The organism is Actinotalea sp. JY-7885 (genome assembly GCF_014525465.1).
In the GTDB taxonomy this organism is placed as follows: Bacteria; Actinomycetota; Actinomycetes; order Actinomycetales; family Cellulomonadaceae; genus Actinotalea.
Genome location: NZ_JACEXH010000078.1, coordinates 1 through 15707, shown reverse-complemented (window position 1 = coordinate 15707; position 15707 = coordinate 1). Strand labels below are relative to the sequence as shown.

19 protein-coding genes and 1 rRNA gene are annotated in these 15707 nt (G+C 73.3%); 9 read left to right on the top strand and 11 right to left on the bottom strand.

Translation table 11 applies throughout. From position 1 onward, the window contains the following. Positions 1–93 precede the first annotated feature (93 nt). Positions 94–1164 (bottom strand): ABC transporter permease, encoded by a 1071-nt coding sequence (locus IDM29_RS09050; RefSeq protein ID WP_182112716.1) that lies wholly within the window; start codon positions 1162–1164, stop codon positions 94–96. Between the two features lies 1 nt (position 1165). Further along, positions 1166–2149 carry a siderophore ABC transporter substrate-binding protein gene (locus IDM29_RS09045; RefSeq protein ID WP_182112715.1) on the bottom strand — a complete coding sequence of 328 codons (984 nt, stop codon included), beginning with the start codon at positions 2147–2149 and terminating at the stop codon, positions 1166–1168. Between the two features lie 103 nt (positions 2150–2252). Here IDM29_RS09045 and IDM29_RS09040 point away from each other — a divergent pair, with 103 nt between their 5' ends. Both IDM29_RS09040 and IDM29_RS09035 read left to right on the top strand, forming a co-directional pair. Continuing rightward, positions 2253–3089 carry a siderophore-interacting protein gene (locus IDM29_RS09040; RefSeq protein ID WP_182112714.1) on the top strand — a complete coding sequence of 279 codons (837 nt, stop codon included), beginning with the start codon at positions 2253–2255 and terminating at the stop codon, positions 3087–3089. 30 nt (positions 3090–3119) lie between these two features. Beyond that, on the top strand, positions 3120–3740 hold the full coding sequence (locus IDM29_RS09035) for a bifunctional 2-polyprenyl-6-hydroxyphenol methylase/3-demethylubiquinol 3-O-methyltransferase UbiG (protein WP_182112713.1): 621 nt from the start codon (positions 3120–3122) through the stop codon (positions 3738–3740). Here the strand turns inward: IDM29_RS09035 and IDM29_RS09030 are convergent. Next, positions 3712–4116: a DUF2809 domain-containing protein gene (locus IDM29_RS09030; protein WP_182112712.1), complete on the bottom strand. Its 405-nt coding sequence runs from the start codon at positions 4114–4116 to the stop codon at positions 3712–3714. The genes IDM29_RS09035 and IDM29_RS09030 overlap by 29 nt on opposite strands. Before the next feature lie 100 nt (positions 4117–4216). Here IDM29_RS09030 and IDM29_RS09025 point away from each other — a divergent pair, with 100 nt between their 5' ends. From IDM29_RS09025 to IDM29_RS09015, 3 genes are all read left to right on the top strand, one after another. Further along, the gene (locus IDM29_RS09025; protein WP_182112711.1) at positions 4217–4837 is read left to right on the top strand and encodes an L-threonylcarbamoyladenylate synthase; all 621 of its coding nucleotides are present in this window, start codon (positions 4217–4219) and stop codon (positions 4835–4837) included. A 241-nt stretch (positions 4838–5078) separates the two neighbouring features. Continuing rightward, positions 5079–5888: a nuclease-related domain-containing protein gene (locus tag IDM29_RS09020; protein ID WP_182112710.1), complete on the top strand. Its 810-nt coding sequence runs from the start codon at positions 5079–5081 to the stop codon at positions 5886–5888. 111 nt (positions 5889–5999) lie between these two features. Beyond that, positions 6000–6449, top strand: a complete 450-nt coding sequence (locus IDM29_RS09015) for a nitroreductase family deazaflavin-dependent oxidoreductase (protein WP_182112709.1) — start codon at positions 6000–6002, stop codon at positions 6447–6449. Between the two features lie 83 nt (positions 6450–6532). Here IDM29_RS09015 and IDM29_RS09010 read toward each other — a convergent pair whose 3' ends face one another. The 6 genes from IDM29_RS09010 to IDM29_RS17305 form a co-directional block, all read right to left on the bottom strand. Beyond that, positions 6533–7330, bottom strand: a complete 798-nt coding sequence (locus IDM29_RS09010) for a hypothetical protein (RefSeq protein WP_182112708.1) — start codon at positions 7328–7330, stop codon at positions 6533–6535. A 25-nt stretch (positions 7331–7355) separates the two neighbouring features. Next, the gene (locus IDM29_RS09005; RefSeq protein ID WP_182112707.1) at positions 7356–7769 is read right to left on the bottom strand and encodes a hypothetical protein; all 414 of its coding nucleotides are present in this window, start codon (positions 7767–7769) and stop codon (positions 7356–7358) included. Beyond that, positions 7759–8124, bottom strand: coding sequence for a hypothetical protein (locus IDM29_RS09000; RefSeq protein WP_182112706.1), 366 nt, complete (start codon positions 8122–8124; stop codon positions 7759–7761). The genes IDM29_RS09005 and IDM29_RS09000 overlap by 11 nt, the downstream gene beginning before the upstream one ends. Positions 8125–8144: 20 nt before the next feature. Next, complete coding sequence (locus IDM29_RS08995) at positions 8145–9317, bottom strand: putative T7SS-secreted protein (RefSeq protein WP_182112705.1); 1173 nt, start codon at positions 9315–9317, stop codon at positions 8145–8147. Next, a complete protein-coding gene (locus IDM29_RS08990; protein ID WP_182112704.1) occupies positions 9314–9607 on the bottom strand; it encodes a hypothetical protein in 294 nt (97 codons plus the stop codon). The genes IDM29_RS08995 and IDM29_RS08990 overlap by 4 nt, the downstream gene beginning before the upstream one ends. An 89-nt stretch (positions 9608–9696) precedes the next feature. Continuing rightward, a complete protein-coding gene (locus IDM29_RS17305) occupies positions 9697–10194 on the bottom strand; it encodes a hypothetical protein (protein WP_182112703.1) in 498 nt (165 codons plus the stop codon). Positions 10195–10242: 48 nt separating this feature from the next. Between IDM29_RS17305 and IDM29_RS17300 the strand changes: the two genes are divergently transcribed. Together IDM29_RS17300 and IDM29_RS08975 are read left to right on the top strand one after the other, a co-directional pair. After that, on the top strand, positions 10243–10824 hold the full coding sequence (locus IDM29_RS17300) for a DUF1349 domain-containing protein (RefSeq protein ID WP_182112702.1): 582 nt from the start codon (positions 10243–10245) through the stop codon (positions 10822–10824). Between the two features lie 56 nt (positions 10825–10880). Next, positions 10881–11201 carry a hypothetical protein gene (locus IDM29_RS08975; RefSeq protein WP_182112701.1) on the top strand — a complete coding sequence of 107 codons (321 nt, stop codon included), beginning with the start codon at positions 10881–10883 and terminating at the stop codon, positions 11199–11201. Here IDM29_RS08975 and IDM29_RS08970 read toward each other — a convergent pair. Then, entirely contained in the window at positions 11194–11868 is a 675-nt protein-coding gene (locus tag IDM29_RS08970; RefSeq protein ID WP_182112700.1) for a GPP34 family phosphoprotein, read from the bottom strand. The two genes, IDM29_RS08975 and IDM29_RS08970, sit on opposite strands and share 8 nt — an antisense overlap. A 153-nt stretch (positions 11869–12021) precedes the next feature. On the opposite strand from IDM29_RS08970, the gene IDM29_RS08965 reads away from it, so the two are divergent. After that, positions 12022–14247 carry a glycoside hydrolase domain-containing protein gene (locus IDM29_RS08965; protein WP_255491712.1) on the top strand — a complete coding sequence of 742 codons (2226 nt, stop codon included), beginning with the start codon at positions 12022–12024 and terminating at the stop codon, positions 14245–14247. A 38-nt stretch (positions 14248–14285) separates the two neighbouring features. After that, positions 14286–15542, top strand: a complete 1257-nt coding sequence (locus IDM29_RS08960; protein ID WP_255491711.1) for a glycosyltransferase — start codon at positions 14286–14288, stop codon at positions 15540–15542. A gap of 88 nt (positions 15543–15630) precedes the next feature. Here the strand turns inward: IDM29_RS08960 and rrf are convergent. Next, positions 15631–15707: ribosomal RNA gene (gene rrf / locus IDM29_RS08955) — 5S ribosomal RNA — on the bottom strand; the annotation flags it as partial.

Below are 15707 nucleotides of genomic sequence, written 5' to 3'. Positions count from 1 at the left end.
ACGCGGCGCGCGCGGCGGTCGGCCGCCGACGACGTCGTCCGCGCGGGCGGGGCCGTGGCCGGCGCCGGCGCGGCGGTGCCGGGCGACGTGAGGTCAGGCGACACGCGCGTCCCTCCGCAGCAGGAGGTACAGGAAGAGCACGCTGCCCACGACCCCGACGACGACGCCGACCGGCACCTCGTACGGGTAGCGCACGACGCGACCGATCAGGTCGCACACCAGCACGAGCCCGGCGCCGAGCAGCGCCACCCAGGGCGCCGTGCGCCGGACGTCGTCGCCCAGCAGGCGCGAGACGACGTTGGGCACGACCAGGCCGAGGAACGGCACGACGCCGACGGTGACGACGACGACCGCGCTGACCAGGGAGACGATCACCAGGCCGAGGTTGAGCACCCCGCGGTAGCCGAGCCCCAGGGTCGTGGCGACCTCGCGGCCCATGCCGGCGACCGTGAACCGGTCCGCGGCCAGGTACGCCACGATGGTGAGGACGAACGTGAGCCACAGCAGCTCGTACCGGCCGCGCAGGACGCCCGAGAAGTCGCCGGTGGTCCACGCGCCGAGCGACTGCAGCAGGTCCAGCCGGTACGCCACGAAGGTCGTCGCGGCGCTGATGACACCGCCGAGCATGAGCCCGATGAGCGGGACCACGAGCACCGACCGCAGCGGCACGGCGCGCAGGATCCGCAGGAACAGCGCCGTGCCCGCGAGCGCGAACACCGCGGCCACGCCCATCTTGCCCATGAGCGGGGCCCCGGGCGCCATGATCGTCACCACCAGGATGCCGAGCACGGCGGACTCCACCGTGCCCGCCGTCGACGGCTCCACGAAGCGGTTCCGCACGAGGACCTGCATGAGCATCCCCGCGACGGCCATCGCGGAGCCCGCGAGCAGCACCGCGAGGGTGCGCGGCAGGCGCGAGACCAGGAGCACGCCGGCGTCGCTGAGCCCGGCCGCACCGTCGTCGGCCCCGGTCAGGGCGGCGAGGACGCCGGCGGGCGTGACGTCCGTGACGCCCACGAAGAGGCTGACGACCGACAGCACGGCCACCGCCGTGGCGACCGCGGCGAACAGCGTCCGGCGGCCGCCCCGGGCAGGGGTGGCCGCCGGACGCACCGGCCGGGCCGTCACCGGGGTCGCCGTCGGTCGGGCCGGCGCGAGAGTCATGTCAGCCGGCGAGCGCGGTGGAGATCTCGTCGACCATGCGCGAGAGCGTGCCGAGACCGCCGTTGACGATGTACCAGTCGACCGAGTCGACGTAGACGACCTGGTCCTGCGACCACGCCGTCGTGCCGGCGACGAGCTCGTTGTCGAGCACCTGCTCGGCCGCGGCACCGGACTCGCCCACGGCGGCGTCGCGGTCGATGACGACCAGCCAGTCGGGGTTCGCCTCGGCGAGGAACTCGAAGCTCACGGCCTCGCCGTGCGTCGCCGCCTCGACGTCCTCGATCGCGGGGGTCATGCCGAGCTCGTCGTGCAGGAAGCCGAAGCGCGAGCCGGGGCCGTAGGCCGTGACCTCGCCGCCCGCCGTCATGACGATGAGGCCGGTGCCGGCCTCCGCCGTGACCTCCCGGGCCGCCTCGATGTCGGCGTCGAGGTCGGCGACCAGCTCCGCGACCTCGTCCTCCTTGTCGAAGACCTGGCCGAGGATCTCGGCGTTGGCCTCGACGCTGCCGCGGAAGTCCGCCCAGTCGTTGGACAGGTCGATCGTCGGCGCGATCTTCTCGAGCTCGGGCAGGGCCTCCGCGGAGCGGCCGGCGACGATGATGAGGTCCGGCTCGGCCGCGTTGACCGCCTCGTAGTCGGGCTCGAAGAGCGTGCCGATGTCGAGCACGTCGTCGGTGTCGAACTCGGCGAGGTGGCCGGGAAGGTTGGACTTCGGCAGGCCGTCGACCTCGACGCCGAGCTCGCTGAGCGTGTCGAGCGTCGCGAGGTCGAAGGTCAGCACGGTCTCCGGGTTCACCGGGACGGTGGTCTCGCCCTGCGCGTGCGTCACGGTGACCTCGCTCGGCGCCTCCTGCGCCGTCACGGCGGCGTCGGCGGCGGGCTCGACGTCCTGGGCGTCGCCCGCGCACGCCGTCAGGGCGAAGGCGGACACGAGGGTGAGGGCGAGGCCGGCGCGGCGGGCTCGCGGGTGACGCTGCGAGGTCATGGGACTCCGATCGGACTGGCGTGAGGGTGGCCTAACCTGGCCGGGCGGAGTGAGGTTAGCCTAACCTCCGACCACTTCTGCAATCCGCTCGGACGGAGCCGCGATGACCGCCACCCCCACCGCCCTGTCGACCCCCCAGGTCGTGCGACGTGTGCGGCTGCCGATGGCTGCGCGCCGCCTCGTCGTGCGCCGGGTCGCCGAGCTCAGCCCGACGATGCGCCGCATCGCGCTCGGCGGCCCCGACCTGGCCGGCTTCGAGGCGCACGGCCCGGCCGACCACCTCAAGGTCTTCTTCCCCGAGGAGCCGGGCGCCGAGGTGACGCTCCCCGTGCTCGAGGACGGCCGCTGGACCAACCGGGACGACCCCGGGCTCGTGTGCCGCGACTACACGGTGCGGACCGTCGCGGCGGGCAGCGAGGAGCTGATCGTCGACATGGTCGTGCACGAGCACGGACCGGCGGGCCGCTGGGCCGCGCAGGCCGAGCCGGGCCAGGTCCTCGGCACCCTCGGGCCGCGGGGCTCCATGCTCATGCCGCTGGACCGCGACACGTACCTGCTCGCGGCGGACGAGACGGGCGTGCCCGCGCTCCTCAACTGGCTCGACCGCCTGCCGCCGTCGGCCTCCGTGCGCGCGTTCGTCGAGGTCGGCGGGCCCGGCGAGGAGCTCGACCTCCCCGACCGCGCCGGCACGGTGGTCACGTGGCTGCACCGCGACGGCGCCGAGCCGGGCACGACGACGCTCCTGCCGGACGCCGTCGGGGCGGCGCTCCTGACGCGGCCGGCCGGCACCCTGTGGGCCTGGGCCGCCGGCGAGGTCGCGGCGGTCCGCGCGATCCGCGGCCACCTGGCGGCGGTCGGCGTCGACCGCGACTCGTTCGCGATGACCGGCTACTGGCGCCGCGGCGAGGCGAACTTCGACCACCACGCACCCGACGCCTGAGTCCGGGCCGCGAGGCCGTACGGTCGGGTCATGCGACAGCCGACCCGGTGGGAAGCCAAAGTCCGGTCCGACCCCCAGCACTCGCACTGGTACGTCGAGCGCTTCCGGCAGATGGCCGCCGACGGCGCGGACCTGCACGGCGAGGCGCGGCTGGTCGACGCGATGGTCCGGCGCGGCGCGCGGGTGCTCGACGCCGGCTGCGGGCCGGGCCGCGTCGGGGGCGAGCTCGCGCGGCGCGGGCACACCGTGGTCGGCGTCGACGTCGACCCCGTGCTGGTCGAGGCGGCCGAGGCGGACCACCCCCAGGGGCGCTGGCTCGTCGGGGACCTCGCCGAGCTCGACCTCGCCGCGCACGGCATCACCGAGCCGTTCGACGCCGTCGTGTGCGCGGGCAACGTCATGACGTTCGTCGCCCCGGGCACCGAGGTGGAGGTCCTGCGGCGGCTCGGCGCCGTGCTGGCGCCCGACGGGCGGCTCGTCGTCGGCTTCGGCGCCGGCCGCGGCTACGCGTTCGGCCAGTTCTTCGACGACGCGCGCGCGGCCGGCCTCACGCTCGACGTCGCGCTGGGCACGTGGGACCTGCGCCCGCTCGAGCCGGACTCCGACTTCCTGGTCGCGCTGCTCAGGCGGGGCGGCGGTCGCGCCCGCTGAGGGCGCCCACGCGCCGTCGCAGCACGACGTCGGCCGCCGTCGCCAGAGCGGCGCCGACCGCGTACGCGAGCAGGTCGGTCGCGACGAACGTCGTGCCCAGCACGTAGCGCGCGACGGGCACCTGCGCGACGACGTCGCGCGGGAGGTCGGTGAGCTGCAGCAGCTCGACGGCGACGCTCAGGGCCAGCGCGGCCAGGCCCACGCGCCACGACCGGGCACGCGGCACCGCGAGCGCGACGAGCACGTAGAGGAGTGCGGCGTAGAGGGCGCCCCCGCCGAGGTCCGCGGCGAGCCCGTGCCCGCGCGAGACCACGAGCCCCGCGGCGACGACGCCGACCGCCGCGACGGCGAGCGCACGGCGGCGCGCGTGGGACATGGTCGCTCCTCGTCGTCGGGGCGGGCCGCGGCGGCACCGTCCGGCCGATCGTGCCGCACGCGTGCGGGGTACGGTGGCACCGTCGACCCAGGGAGGACCCGTGGCGCGCTACTTCGACGTCCACCCGCAGGACCCGCAGCCCCGGAGCATCGGTCAGGTCACCGCCATGCTGCGCGACCAGGACGCGCTCATCGCCTACCCGACGGACTCCTGCTACGCCCTGGGCGCGCGCCTGGACAGCCCCACGGGCGCCGACCGCATCCGCCGGATCCGCGGGCTGAACGACAAGCACCACTTCACGCTCGTGTGCGCGGACTTCGCCCAGCTCGGCCAGTTCGTCATCCTCGACAACTCGGCGTTCCGCGCGATCAAGGCGGCGACGCCGGGCGCGTACACCTTCATCCTCCCGGCGACGAAGGAGGTGCCGCGGCGCCTCGCGCACCCCAAGAAGAAGACGGTCGGCGTGCGCATCCCGGCCCACCCCGTTGCCCTGGCGCTCGTGCGTGAGCTCGGCGAGCCGCTGCTCTCGAGCACGCTGCTGCTGCCCGACCACGAGGACCCGCTGACCGAGGGATGGTCGATCAAGGAAGAGCTCGACCACGTCATCGACGCCGTCGTGGACGCGGGCGACTGCGGCACCGAGCCGACGACCGTCGTCGACTGGTCCGAGGGCTACCCCCAGGTCGTCCGGGAGGGCGCCGGCGACCCGTCCCGCTTCTGACCGCGGCGCGCTCACGTGCCCGCCCGGCTCACCCCGCGCGCACGTTTCGCGGAACCCACTCCCCCGCACCGGTAGCACCGGTCCCCGCGGCCGTGCCGGCCCGAGAGCCGAACCCGCGCGGCGCTGACTTCTACTCCCGTCCCGCGGTAGCCGTTGTCCACGATCACCCGCTTGCGCCGTTCTCGGATCTCAAGCGGGGCGGTGCGGGCGCCGATCTCCTGGGCACGAACAGGGAGGCGCCGTGGCCGCAGGGGAAGGTGCTGAACGCGAGGCATCGCGCCATGCCAGACGCGTCGACCGGCTGCGCGCCGAGCAGCACCGCACCGGCGACCCGACGGGAGAGATCCGTGCGGCAGCCGAGCGAGCCGCTCGCCAGCACGATGCCTGGGCCTCCGGGGCCGACGGCGAGCGCCGGGTCGCGCGCGCCCTGGTCGCCCTCGAGGTCCACGGCTGGGTCGCGCTGCACGACGTTCGGTGGCCAGGTCGCACCAGGGCCAACATCGACCACATCGTGATCGGCCCGGGTGGCGTCGTCGTCGTCGACGCCAAGAAGTGGAGCGGCGAGGTCACGGTCCGCGGCGGCACGCTGCGGCAGAACGGGTACCGACGGAGCGACGCACTCGAGGGTGTCGCGGCTGCAACGGCCGAGGTGGCGGCGCTGCTCATGCCCGCCCATCGCGTCCTGGCACGCTCGGTCATCTGCCTCGTCGGCCATCGCATGCCGTCGACCATGGCTGACCACGGCGTGACCGTCGTCGGCCTCGAGCACCTGGCGGCACAGCTGCGCTCCCTGCCGGCGCGCCTGACGGCGGCCGAAGTAGCGGACATCGCCAGGTACCTCGACGGTCTGCTCGGCCGGACGCCTCCCCGACCCGACCGCGCCCAGCGCAGCGCGACACCGCTGGTCCCCGTGGTGCGCCATCCCGCCGCAGGGCACCACGAGCCAGGGCTCTCGCCGGCGGCATCGGCCCTGGTGGCGTTCCTCGCAGTCCTCGTGTGCGCGCCCGTCGTCGGCGGCCTGCTCCTCGCCGCCCTGTCATCGCTGGGCTGACCCGAGGACCTCGGATCGTGGCATTCGCCTCCCGGCCAGCGGGAGGCACAGTCCACGTGGACGTCGCACGGACTCGGGATGCGCCGACGGCACGGCGTGGTTGGCTGAGGTATGCCGCTGACCGGAGAGTACGCACCGTCCCCGTCCGAGTGGGCCCGCACGCAGGCCGAGACGTTCGAGGCCACGGACGGCCGCGAGGCGAACACCCTGCGCGGCGTCCCGATCATCCTGCTGACCTCGGTCGGCGCGAAGAGCGGCAAGCTCCGCAAGACGCCCCTCATGCGCGTCGAGCACGACGGCGAGTACGCCGTGGTCGCCTCGAAGGGCGGCGCCCCGGAGCACCCGACCTGGTACCACAACCTCGTCGCGAACCCGCACGTCGAGCTGCAGGACGGCGCCGTCCGCAAGGACTACCACGCGCACGAGGCCACGGGCGCCGAGCGCGACGAGTGGTGGGCCCGCGCCGTCGAGGTCTGGCCCGACTACGCCGAGTACCAGACCAAGACCAGCCGCCTCATCCCGGTCTTCGTCCTGACGCCCATGGAGGCACCCGAGGCTTGACCCAGCGCGTGGATCCCCGAGCACCAGAGATTCGTCGACCCGAACCGGGGCTAACGCTCGAGTGTCCCGTCCCGAGGTGCGGCCTAGACCTCTACGGGTGGCGCCCCGTTCGCCTCGAGGCAGTCCCGTGCGGTTGCAGCGGCAGCCACAACCTCCGGCCAACTCGGATCAGCGAGATAGGTGTGGTCGGAGGCATCCTCGTAGCGGAGGACGAGTGGCAAGAACGCCTTCCCGAGCGCCCGGAGCGCAGGTACCTCGTCCGGGTACAGCATGGCTCCAGCCAGCTCCTCAGGCGCCTCGAGCGCGCTCGTGTCCTCGACGAGCCAGCGAATGACGGTCTGGAGCTCAAGCCGCCGCTGACCCGGTGCCACGGGCGGATCCAGCCACCGCTCCTTCTGGTACCTGGTATCCGCAAGCTGGCTGACCGCGGAAGCGATCTCGTACCTCAGCCATGGGAGCTCAACGCTCGTCATGGGGCCCCGGACCTCCCTCTCGGGACAGGATGAGACGTGGTCCGACGCGCGCGGCATCCCGTCACGTGCGGTCCGGCCCCGCTCCTCACCCGAGGCGTGGAGATTCAGCCAGAAGACGTCGCCCGGTCGTTCCTCGCCCGGCGGTATGCGATCCAGCTCGGACAGGATGCGCTCGAACGACACCGCAGGGCTGGTCCCCCAGGGCACGAAGCCCTCCGGTGTCACGTCGCCCGCCTCGGCGAGGCCGCGGAACAGCAGCTCCGCCACGGCACCCAGCGCCATCGTGCGGATGTCCGCGGGAAGAGTGGCACCGGCGCGACGTGCTTCGGAGGAGATCCACCCCGCGTCGAGCCAGTCATCGAGCCCTTCGGCGAGGAGTCGGTCAACCAATGGCGTCGGGTTGGGCATCCCATGAGTCCCTTCCGGTGATCACTCAGTAGCCGCGCGCCGCGTAGAACCAGACCACAGCCGGTCGGGTGCCGAGCTCGGGAGCGTCGAGCACCTCGCCGACCAGCTCGACGCGAGCCTCGCGGCCCAGCAGCAGCTCGAGCTCGAAGACGATCTCGGCCATGTCTGCGACGTCGCCATCGTTGCGTTCACGGAGCTGGACGTGGAGGCGGATGTCGTACCGCTCCACCACGACACCGACCGCGAGAGCGTGGACCGGAATGAGCCCCAGCGCCGCCTGCGAGGCCTGCGCGACGACGTAGTTCTCCCAGACCGGCGCACGCTTCGAGTCCTCCGGCGTCGGGAGCATCCCGGCGTCCGCCTCGGCGACCGGCACGCGGTCGGTGGAGTGCAGCTGCTCAGGTCCGGGGCTCGCGTGCCGGCCGGCGTCAGGGCTCATCGGGAAAGCCGCCGTTCCTCACCAGGCGGTCTACCGCATCCCCAGCCGCCTTCACCACGTCGGGCCAGACGCCGTGACCGAGAACCTCGCTGGGCTCCGCTTCATCAGTCTCGTCCAGCACGGCCTGCAGGCACGCGCCGAGGTGGCCGAGCACCGCGACCTCGTCCGCGAACACGGTCACACCCACCATCGCTTCCGGATGCGGCAGCAGCATCGACATCTCGAAGAGCTGGTCCAGCCGGAAAGCCAGGCTGTCACGGAACCCGTTCGGCATGGGCTCGCCCTGGACCCATCGCGCGTCCTGCGTGTCACCGTCGGCCAGTGCGCGCAGCGCGGCCAGCCCTTCGAGCCGCATGGCCGGGTATCTCAAGGTGCTCAAAGCTGCCCCCACTCCCGCCACGTCATCCACTCGGTGAGGGGAATGTGGCCCATGTCGAAACGAGCATCCAACGAACCCGAAATCGGTACCCCGTCGCGTCCGATCAATCTGCCGTCCCGGCGCACGACCACGTGAGCAACGTGCTGCGTTTCAAACGCATGAAGAGCATTCCCCTCATCGATCCGTACGCCATGCGAGACGAGATCCTCGGAGAACCACCGGAAGCCGACACCGCGCGAGTTGGTCGCGGCGGGTCCCCAGCTCTCCGGGATCCGCTGCGCAGCGTCAGCGAGCCATGCGGGAACCGGCCAACCATCAGGCGTCATCCAACCAGGTGTCCTCTGGCGCGCCACCGTATGGCCCGCCTCAGCGGCACTCGCGAGCAGGGCGCGGATATCCGAGCGATAGCCGCGACCCCGTGCCTTAACGGCGGCCGAAGACACACCGCGCCGTCCGATCGAACCAGCCGCTCCCGCGCCCCCGGTTGCCGCCGCCATCAGCGCCTCCGGCATCAAGCGCCCGCCGGCCCGGACGGGCTCCGTGCGCCAGGTGTCGTAGTCCGTCACGTCCTTCGCCAGCCCGACGGGATCCTCCCGCAACCCGTTCCAGACGTACATCGCCGCCGCAGCGCCGTCGCCGTAGTACCCGGTCGGGTCGAGGACCATGCGCGCGGGGTTCGTGTCCCACGCCATCTGGAGCATGCCGACGACGCCCTCGCCGACTCCCCGCCAGTACTGGTCCCGGTTGAGCGCGATGACGTCCCAGACGTCCGGCATCGGATCGATGTCCTCGGTGATGCGCCGCAGGGCCCCGGCCGACCGCTGAGCCGATTCCGCCACCGCATCCCGCAGGTCCTGCAGCAGAACCTCGGTCGCCGCGGCACCCACCGCCGCCTGGCTCCCCGCGCGCGCCTCGGCCCAGGCGATCGTGTCGGCATGGCGCTCGAGCGCCTCCGCGGCAGCGCTCGAGTCGTCAGCCGCGCACATGAGTCGGCGGCAGACCCCGGCCATGGCCTCCGCGAAGGCGTCGGACGCTTCCCCCGTCCACCATCCGACGTCCGTCCGGCGCACCACGCCCGCGATGCGGTCAGCCGCCTCGCCCCGCTCGCGCAACCGGGCAGCGTCCTCGCGCAACGCCGCTGCGCTGCCGAACCGCGCACCCGCGCTCACGACACGTACATCGCGACCCGCGTGACGGCGGCGCGCACGTCGGCCTCGCTGTACTCGCGCGCCGAGCTCCGCAGCCCGTCCCCGAGGCCGGTCAGCGCGAGCTGCGCCCGCACCGTCTGGTCACCCAGCGCGTCCCGCAGCGCCGTCGCGGCGGCGGCGAGCCCGGCGTGCCCGTACGCGGAGGTCCGCACGATCCGTGGCGCGAGCTCCGGCGCGACGTCGTCCGCGCAGCCGAGCAGCCGCTTGCCGGCGTGCTCCAACGCCTCCCAGTCCACCTCGAGCTGCGCCATGTCTCCCCCTCGCCGCCGGCGTGAGGCCCAGTTCTACCGAAATCGGACACCGCCCGACAGTGAGGGGGCACCCCTGTGGACAACTCCGCCTACGGGGCCGGGCGGACGTCCAGGGCATGGGACACGCTCCGCCCGACGCGGCGTGCCCACCACGGGTAGACCCCGGCCGCCAGCGCCGCGACGACGACGATCGCACCGACCTGGTTCTCACCGCCGGTCACCGCACCACCCGCACCGACCATCCCGAGCAGCGCGACCGCCACCACGGACCCGACGAGCGTGACCGCCATCGTCAGCAGCACGACGGCGAGCCGCCGCCCCCGCGGGAACAGCCTCCGCGCCGCCACGACCAGCCCGACCACCCACGCGAGCACGCCGGCGCCGACGCCCACCACCACGCCGACGACGACGGCCGCGAGGCCCGCCCAGCCGTCCGTCTCGGCGTCGGTGACGAGAGCCCTCATGACGAGCCCGACCACCAGCCCGACGCCGACCGCCAGGAACACCGCGACGACCACGCTCCCCAGGGCCCACGCGAAGGCCAGCCGGCCGCTGGGGGCGGCCGGGGCGACGTCGTCAGCGCTCATGGCCGACACGCTAGCCTCGGCCGGAACCGCACCGCCGAAGGAGCCACCGTGAGCACCGTCGTCCCCTGGTCCGCCGGGGCGTGGACCACACCGCCCGTCCGGACGTGGGAGGACGGCACGGACCTCCTCGTCGAGGCCGCCGAGGGCAGCGACGCGTGGCGGCACACGTCCTACGGCTTCGTGCACGACGACGCGCACGCCCTCCTCGCGCCGCTCCCGAGCGGCCGGGCGGTCGAGGTCACCTTCGACGCGGCGTTCACGGAGCAGTTCGACCAGGCCGGGCTCATGCTCCGCGCCGACCCGGAGGCCTGGGTCAAGGCGGGCGTCGAGCACTCGGACGGCACGCCTCAGGTCGGCGCCGTCGTGACGCTCGGGCACTCCGACTGGTCCGTCGCGCCGGTGCCCGACTGGTCGGGTCGGACCGTGACGGTCCGGGCGAGCCGCGCGGGCGACGCCGTGACGCTGCGGGCCCGCGTCGACGACGAGCCGTTCCGCCTGCTGCGGGTCGCGTACTTCCCGCCCGACGCCGACGTCGGCGCCGGGCCGTACTGCTGCGCACCCACGCGCGCCGGTCTGGTCGTGCGCTTCCGGCGCTGGGCCGAGGGTGCCGCCGAGGCCGCCCTGCACTGAGGTTCCGGCCGGCGCTGGGCGCCGGACCTGCCCGACGGCGCGCGTAGCCTGACGCCGTGCGTCTTCCTACTGCCGTCATCGCCGCCGCCGCGCTCGTCGCCGGGTTCGCCGCCGCTCAGCTCACGGACGTCCGCGCCGCCGGGGCGGTGGTCCTTCTCGTCGGTGTCGCGTGGTGCGTCGCGCGCGAGGTGCGGCACACGCCGTGGTGGCGGCTCCTGGTGACAGCCCTGGTGGGCGGCGCATGCTTCGCGGTGTCGCACCTGCTCGCGGACACCCTGGGACCGTGGCCGGCGGTCGCGCTCGCCGCGGTGGTTCTGGGCGGCGCCACGTGGGTCCTCGTGGACCGCCCCGGGCGCGACCGGGCGGTCGTCAGCTGACTCCGGTCACGAACACCCCGAACCCATCCGCGACGGAGTTGTTCTCGTAGGCGGTGATCGCCCGGCGTACGGCCTCGGCCCCGATGTGCTGGTGCGCGATCGCGCTGCTGCGCGCGCGCAGGTCCCGCACGGAGACCCCGACGTCACCCATGACGACCGGGACCTGGTTGACGGAGTGGAGCAGGGCGATCAGAGCCGCCTCGCGCGGGTCGGGATGGCGCCCGTCGACGAGGACATCGCGCAGTCGTTGCCGCAGGCCGGCCTCGTGGCTGGAGTCCTCGGCCGGCCAGGACGTCCGGGGGAAGATCCCGAGGACCTTGCCCTGCTCGACGCGCAGGATCCCGCGCGCGACCAGCCGCGCCCGCAGCTCGTCGAGCAGCCCGGACCGCAGCGGGCCGAGCGCGCTCTGCGGCTTCTTCGGCGTCGTGGACGCGAGGCGCCGCAGGCCCTCGTCGAGCACCGGGTCACCGACGGGCGTGGCGTCCCGGACGACGAGGCGACCGGCGCGGACCGACTCCCCCGGTGCCGCGACGGCTACGCGACCAGCGAGCAGCAGGTCGGTCAGCACCCCGCCGGCCAGGACGAACGCGAGCCGCTCCCCGCTCTCCATGGTGCGCCCCGAGCCGTCGTCGGTGAGCAGGAGGAGGAGGTCTTCGCTGAGGATCATGCCCCAACGGTACGGCGACCTGGCGCCGTCCTGAGAATCGGCCGACGGTCGGTTCGTTCCATGCCGGAAAGCGTGTCGCAACCCGCGCGACACACAGGGCACCTAGCGTCCGGGCATGGACGACGTCGGCCACCGCCCCACGCCGGAGGCACCGTGAACGTCGACCCGTTCATCGGCACCGAGGTCACGGCCCTGCCCCCGCAGTCCGGGGCGGCCGCGACGTGGTGGTGGCCCAAGCCCCAGATCGGCAACACGCACCCCGGGGCGACGTATCCGCTCGGGATGGTCTCGGCGTGCGCCTACTCGGGCGCGTACCCGACGGGCTACGGCCGCTTCGACCTGTCCACCGAGGGCGTGCCGACGACGATCCACGACCGCCAGGTCGCCTCGGGGTTCACCCACTTCCAGCAGTCCGGGACCGGCGCGATCCGCAAGTACTACAACTACTTCCGCACGACGCCGATGCTCCAGCCCCTCGACGCCCTCGGCGAGACGTGGGAGCTGCACGACGAGGAGGCCGAGCCCGGCTGGTACGCGGCGACGTTGGACTCGGGCATCCGCTGCGAGCTCACGGTCGGCCCCAAGAGCGCCGTGCACCGCTACACCTTCCCCGCGCACCCGGACGCGCGCCTGGTGATCGACCTGTCTCTGGGTGGCCTGTCGATCCCCCACGGCCGGACCGTGCCGCTGCGCGCACACCTGCAGTCGGTCGCGCCGGGCGTCGCCCAGGGCGAGATCGTCGTCGAGGGCGCCCCGCTCGCCGTCCACGTGGAGTGCGACGCGACGGCGTGGCGCCAGCTGCTCTGGTACGACCGGCGCCTCATGCCCGGCGGCACGCGGCTCGACTTCGACTACATCCGCCCCACGACGCTGCGCCCCTTCGGCCTGATGTGGGCGGGCCCGACGACGGCCGGCCAGGTCGTGGAGCTGCGCTTCGGCTTCTCGCTGCGCGGCGTGGAGCAGGCACGGGAGAACCTCCACCGAGACTGCGGTCCGGGGCCGTCCAGCTTCGCGGCTCGCCGCGCCCGGACGAGGGCGACGTGGGCCACCCACCTGGACAGGGTGACCGTGGAGGCGCCGTCGGCCGAGCGGGCCACCGTGTTCGAGACGGCCCTGTACCACTCTCTCGTCAAGCCGTGCCTCGCCTACGGCGAGAGCCCGTTCTGGCCGGCGACCGGCCCCTTCGCCTTCGACGTCTCGACCATGTGGGACATCTACCGGACGCAGCTCCCGCTGCTGACGGCGCTGCTGCCCGACCGCGCCGTCGAGCTCGCGCAGGCCCTGCTCCACATCTGCGAGGAGGAGGGCAACCTCCCGATCGGCTACCGCATGGCGCGCGGCGCGGACCAGTTCTCCCGGCAGGGCAGCGCGCTCGCGCACACGTTCCTGGCGGACCTGTGCGCCCTGGGCCTGCCCGGCATGGACTGGGACTGGGCCCTCGTGCACATGCACAACGACCTGCGGCGCATGTACGGCGAGGACTTCCTCCTGCGGGGGAAGGCGCACCCCATCAGCCACACCCTCGACCTCGCGTTCGGCTACTGGTGCTCGGCTCTCGTGGCCGACCACGTGGGGGACTCCGCGCTGGCCGAGGAGTTCACCGCCCTGGCCGCTCGGTGGCCCAACGCCTTCGACCCCTCGACGGGCCTGCTCCAGGACTCGACCTTCTACGAGGGCGGTCGGTGGAACTACTCGTTCCGCCTGCTGCACGACATGGCCGCGCGCATCGCGCTCGCCGGGGGCGACGACGCCTTCGTCGCCCTGCTCGACCGCTTCTTCGGCGTGGGTGCCGACCCCGTGATCCAGCCCGGGATCCGGCCCGGCGTCGACGAGATGCTCGCCGGGTACAGCCTCGGCCGTTTCGAGGGCCTCAACAACGAGCCCGACATGGAGGCGCCGTGGGCGTACCAGTACGCCGGCCGCCCGGACCGCACGGCCGACGTCGTCCATGACATCGTCCAGCAGCAGTTCGGCCCCGGGCGGGGCGGCCTCCCCGGTAACGACGACTCCGGCGGCCTGTCGTCCTGGTTCGTGTGGGCGTCCATGGGACTGTTTCCCGTCGCTGGCCAGAACGTCTTCCTGCTCAACGCGCCCGCGTGGCGCGAGTCCCGGATGGAGGTGGGTGGCATGGACGGCACACCAGGTGCGGTGCTCACGATCGAGACGACCGGCTTCCGGGAGCCGGAACCGGGCGGGCCCGCGCAGTACGTCCAGGCGGTCCACCTCGACGGCGAGCCGCTCGACCGCAGCTGGTTGAGCGGCGGCGAGCTGCACCGCGGCGGCCGGCTCACGATCGCGCTCGGACCGGAGCGCGACCGCTGGGACGTGTCCCGCCCGCCGTCGAGCCCGACGGCGCCACCGATCGGCCACCGCCGGTGACCGCGGCGCGCAGGCCGCGGCGACGGCTGGTCATCGTCGTGCGCGCCGACCCGGTGATCTGCGGTCACTCGGGCGAGGCCAGGAACCTGGCGGAGGCCGCGCTCGAGCGCGGGTTCGACGACGTCCGGATCGTGACGTGGCCGATCGACCGCCTGCGCGACGCCGGGCTGCCGTTGAAGCCGCTCGAGCTGGTCCTGCCGTACTCCCCCGGGATCACGGTCGAGCGACCCGCCCCGGTGGGCGACTACCGCGTCCCCGACGGGCGTTACCTCGCCGGCCTGACCGGGCGGCTCGTCGAGCTCTTCACCGACGGCGTGCCGACGGTAGCGATGTCGCTGTACCTCTCCCCGCACGCGATCGCCGTCGCGGACGCCGTCCGCATCGCGCGGGCAACCGGACTGCGCGTCGACGTGACCACGGTCGCCGAGGCCGTCGGCTCGGACGTGACCAACGTGGTGCGCGCCTGCGTGGAGGAGGACCGCCTCGGCCCCGCGGCCCACGTCCTGAGCAGCTACCTGGCCCACGACGTGTGCCTGGCGGTCTCGCAGTACACGCGGGACCTCATCGTCGAGGAGGCCACCGCGCTCGATGCGCGCCACGGCACCACCTTCGCGGCGCAGCTGCGCGAGCGCGTGCGGATCTCCTACCCGGCGATCGACACCTCCGCCTACCTCTCGCTGGACCCGCACGAGACCGACCGGGTCCTCGCACGCCGCGGGCTTCGCCGGGACGGGTTCGTGCTCTTCCTGTCCCGCCTCGCGCACGCCAAGGGTGTCGACGACCTGATCGCGGGGTTCGCCGCCGCGGACATCCCCCGCACGACTCGTCTTGTGGTGGCCGGCTCGGGACCGGACGCCGCACGGCTCCACGGCCTTGCCGAGACATCGAGCGCGGCGGGACGGATCGTGTTCTTCGACGACGTGGGCGATACCGAGAAGGCGCACCTCATGGCCGGATGCGCGGCGTACGCGCTGCCCAGCAAGCCCCGCTCGGAGTTCGTCGAGACGTTCGGCATCGCCCTGGTCGAGAAGATGCTCGCGGGCGGCGGACCCGTCATCACCACCAGGACGGGGGGCATTCCCGAGGCTGTCGGCGACGCCGCGGTGTTCGTCGACGCCGGCTCGCCCCAGTCGATCACAGCCGCTCTCGAGCACGTGCTCAGCTTCAGCGGGAGCGAGTTGCTCGCGTGGGAGACCCGCGCACGCGCCTGGGCCACGCAGTTCGACCGCCAGGCAGTGCTCGATGCGCTCCTGGCGCACGTCGACACCCCACCCGTGCCCCAGCTCGCGGTATGACTCACGAATGCTGCGCACATGTCCGGCAGATTCTGGGTAACGCAACGAGGCCGTCCCCGAAAAGGGGACGGCCTCGTTGTGAAGTGATGTTCGGCGGCGACCTACTCTCCCACACAGTCTCCCGTGCAGTACCATCGGCGCAGAAGGGCTTAGCTTCCGGGTTCG

Bases quoted from the DNA above. Each gene is read 5' to 3' on its own strand.
- IDM29_RS09050 (WP_182112716.1), bottom strand. From the start codon at position 1,164: ATGACTCTCGCGCCGGCCCGACCGACGGCGACCCCGGTGACGGCCCGG.
- IDM29_RS09045 (WP_182112715.1), bottom strand. From the start codon at position 2,149: ATGACCTCGCAGCGTCACCCGCGAGCCCGCCGCGCCGGCCTCGCCCTC.
- IDM29_RS09040 (WP_182112714.1), top strand. From the start codon at position 2,253: ATGACCGCCACCCCCACCGCCCTGTCGACCCCCCAGGTCGTGCGACGT.
- IDM29_RS09035 (WP_182112713.1), top strand. From the start codon at position 3,120: ATGCGACAGCCGACCCGGTGGGAAGCCAAAGTCCGGTCCGACCCCCAG.
- IDM29_RS09030 (WP_182112712.1), bottom strand. From the start codon at position 4,116: ATGTCCCACGCGCGCCGCCGTGCGCTCGCCGTCGCGGCGGTCGGCGTC.
- IDM29_RS09015 (WP_182112709.1), top strand. From the start codon at position 6,000: ATGCCGCTGACCGGAGAGTACGCACCGTCCCCGTCCGAGTGGGCCCGC.
- IDM29_RS09010 (WP_182112708.1), bottom strand. From the start codon at position 7,330: ATGCCCAACCCGACGCCATTGGTTGACCGACTCCTCGCCGAAGGGCTC.
- IDM29_RS09005 (WP_182112707.1), bottom strand. From the start codon at position 7,769: ATGAGCCCTGACGCCGGCCGGCACGCGAGCCCCGGACCTGAGCAGCTG.
- IDM29_RS09000 (WP_182112706.1), bottom strand. From the start codon at position 8,124: ATGCGGCTCGAAGGGCTGGCCGCGCTGCGCGCACTGGCCGACGGTGAC.
- IDM29_RS08990 (WP_182112704.1), bottom strand. From the start codon at position 9,607: ATGGCGCAGCTCGAGGTGGACTGGGAGGCGTTGGAGCACGCCGGCAAG.
- IDM29_RS17305 (WP_182112703.1), bottom strand. From the start codon at position 10,194: ATGAGCGCTGACGACGTCGCCCCGGCCGCCCCCAGCGGCCGGCTGGCC.
- IDM29_RS08970 (WP_182112700.1), bottom strand. From the start codon at position 11,868: ATGATCCTCAGCGAAGACCTCCTCCTCCTGCTCACCGACGACGGCTCG.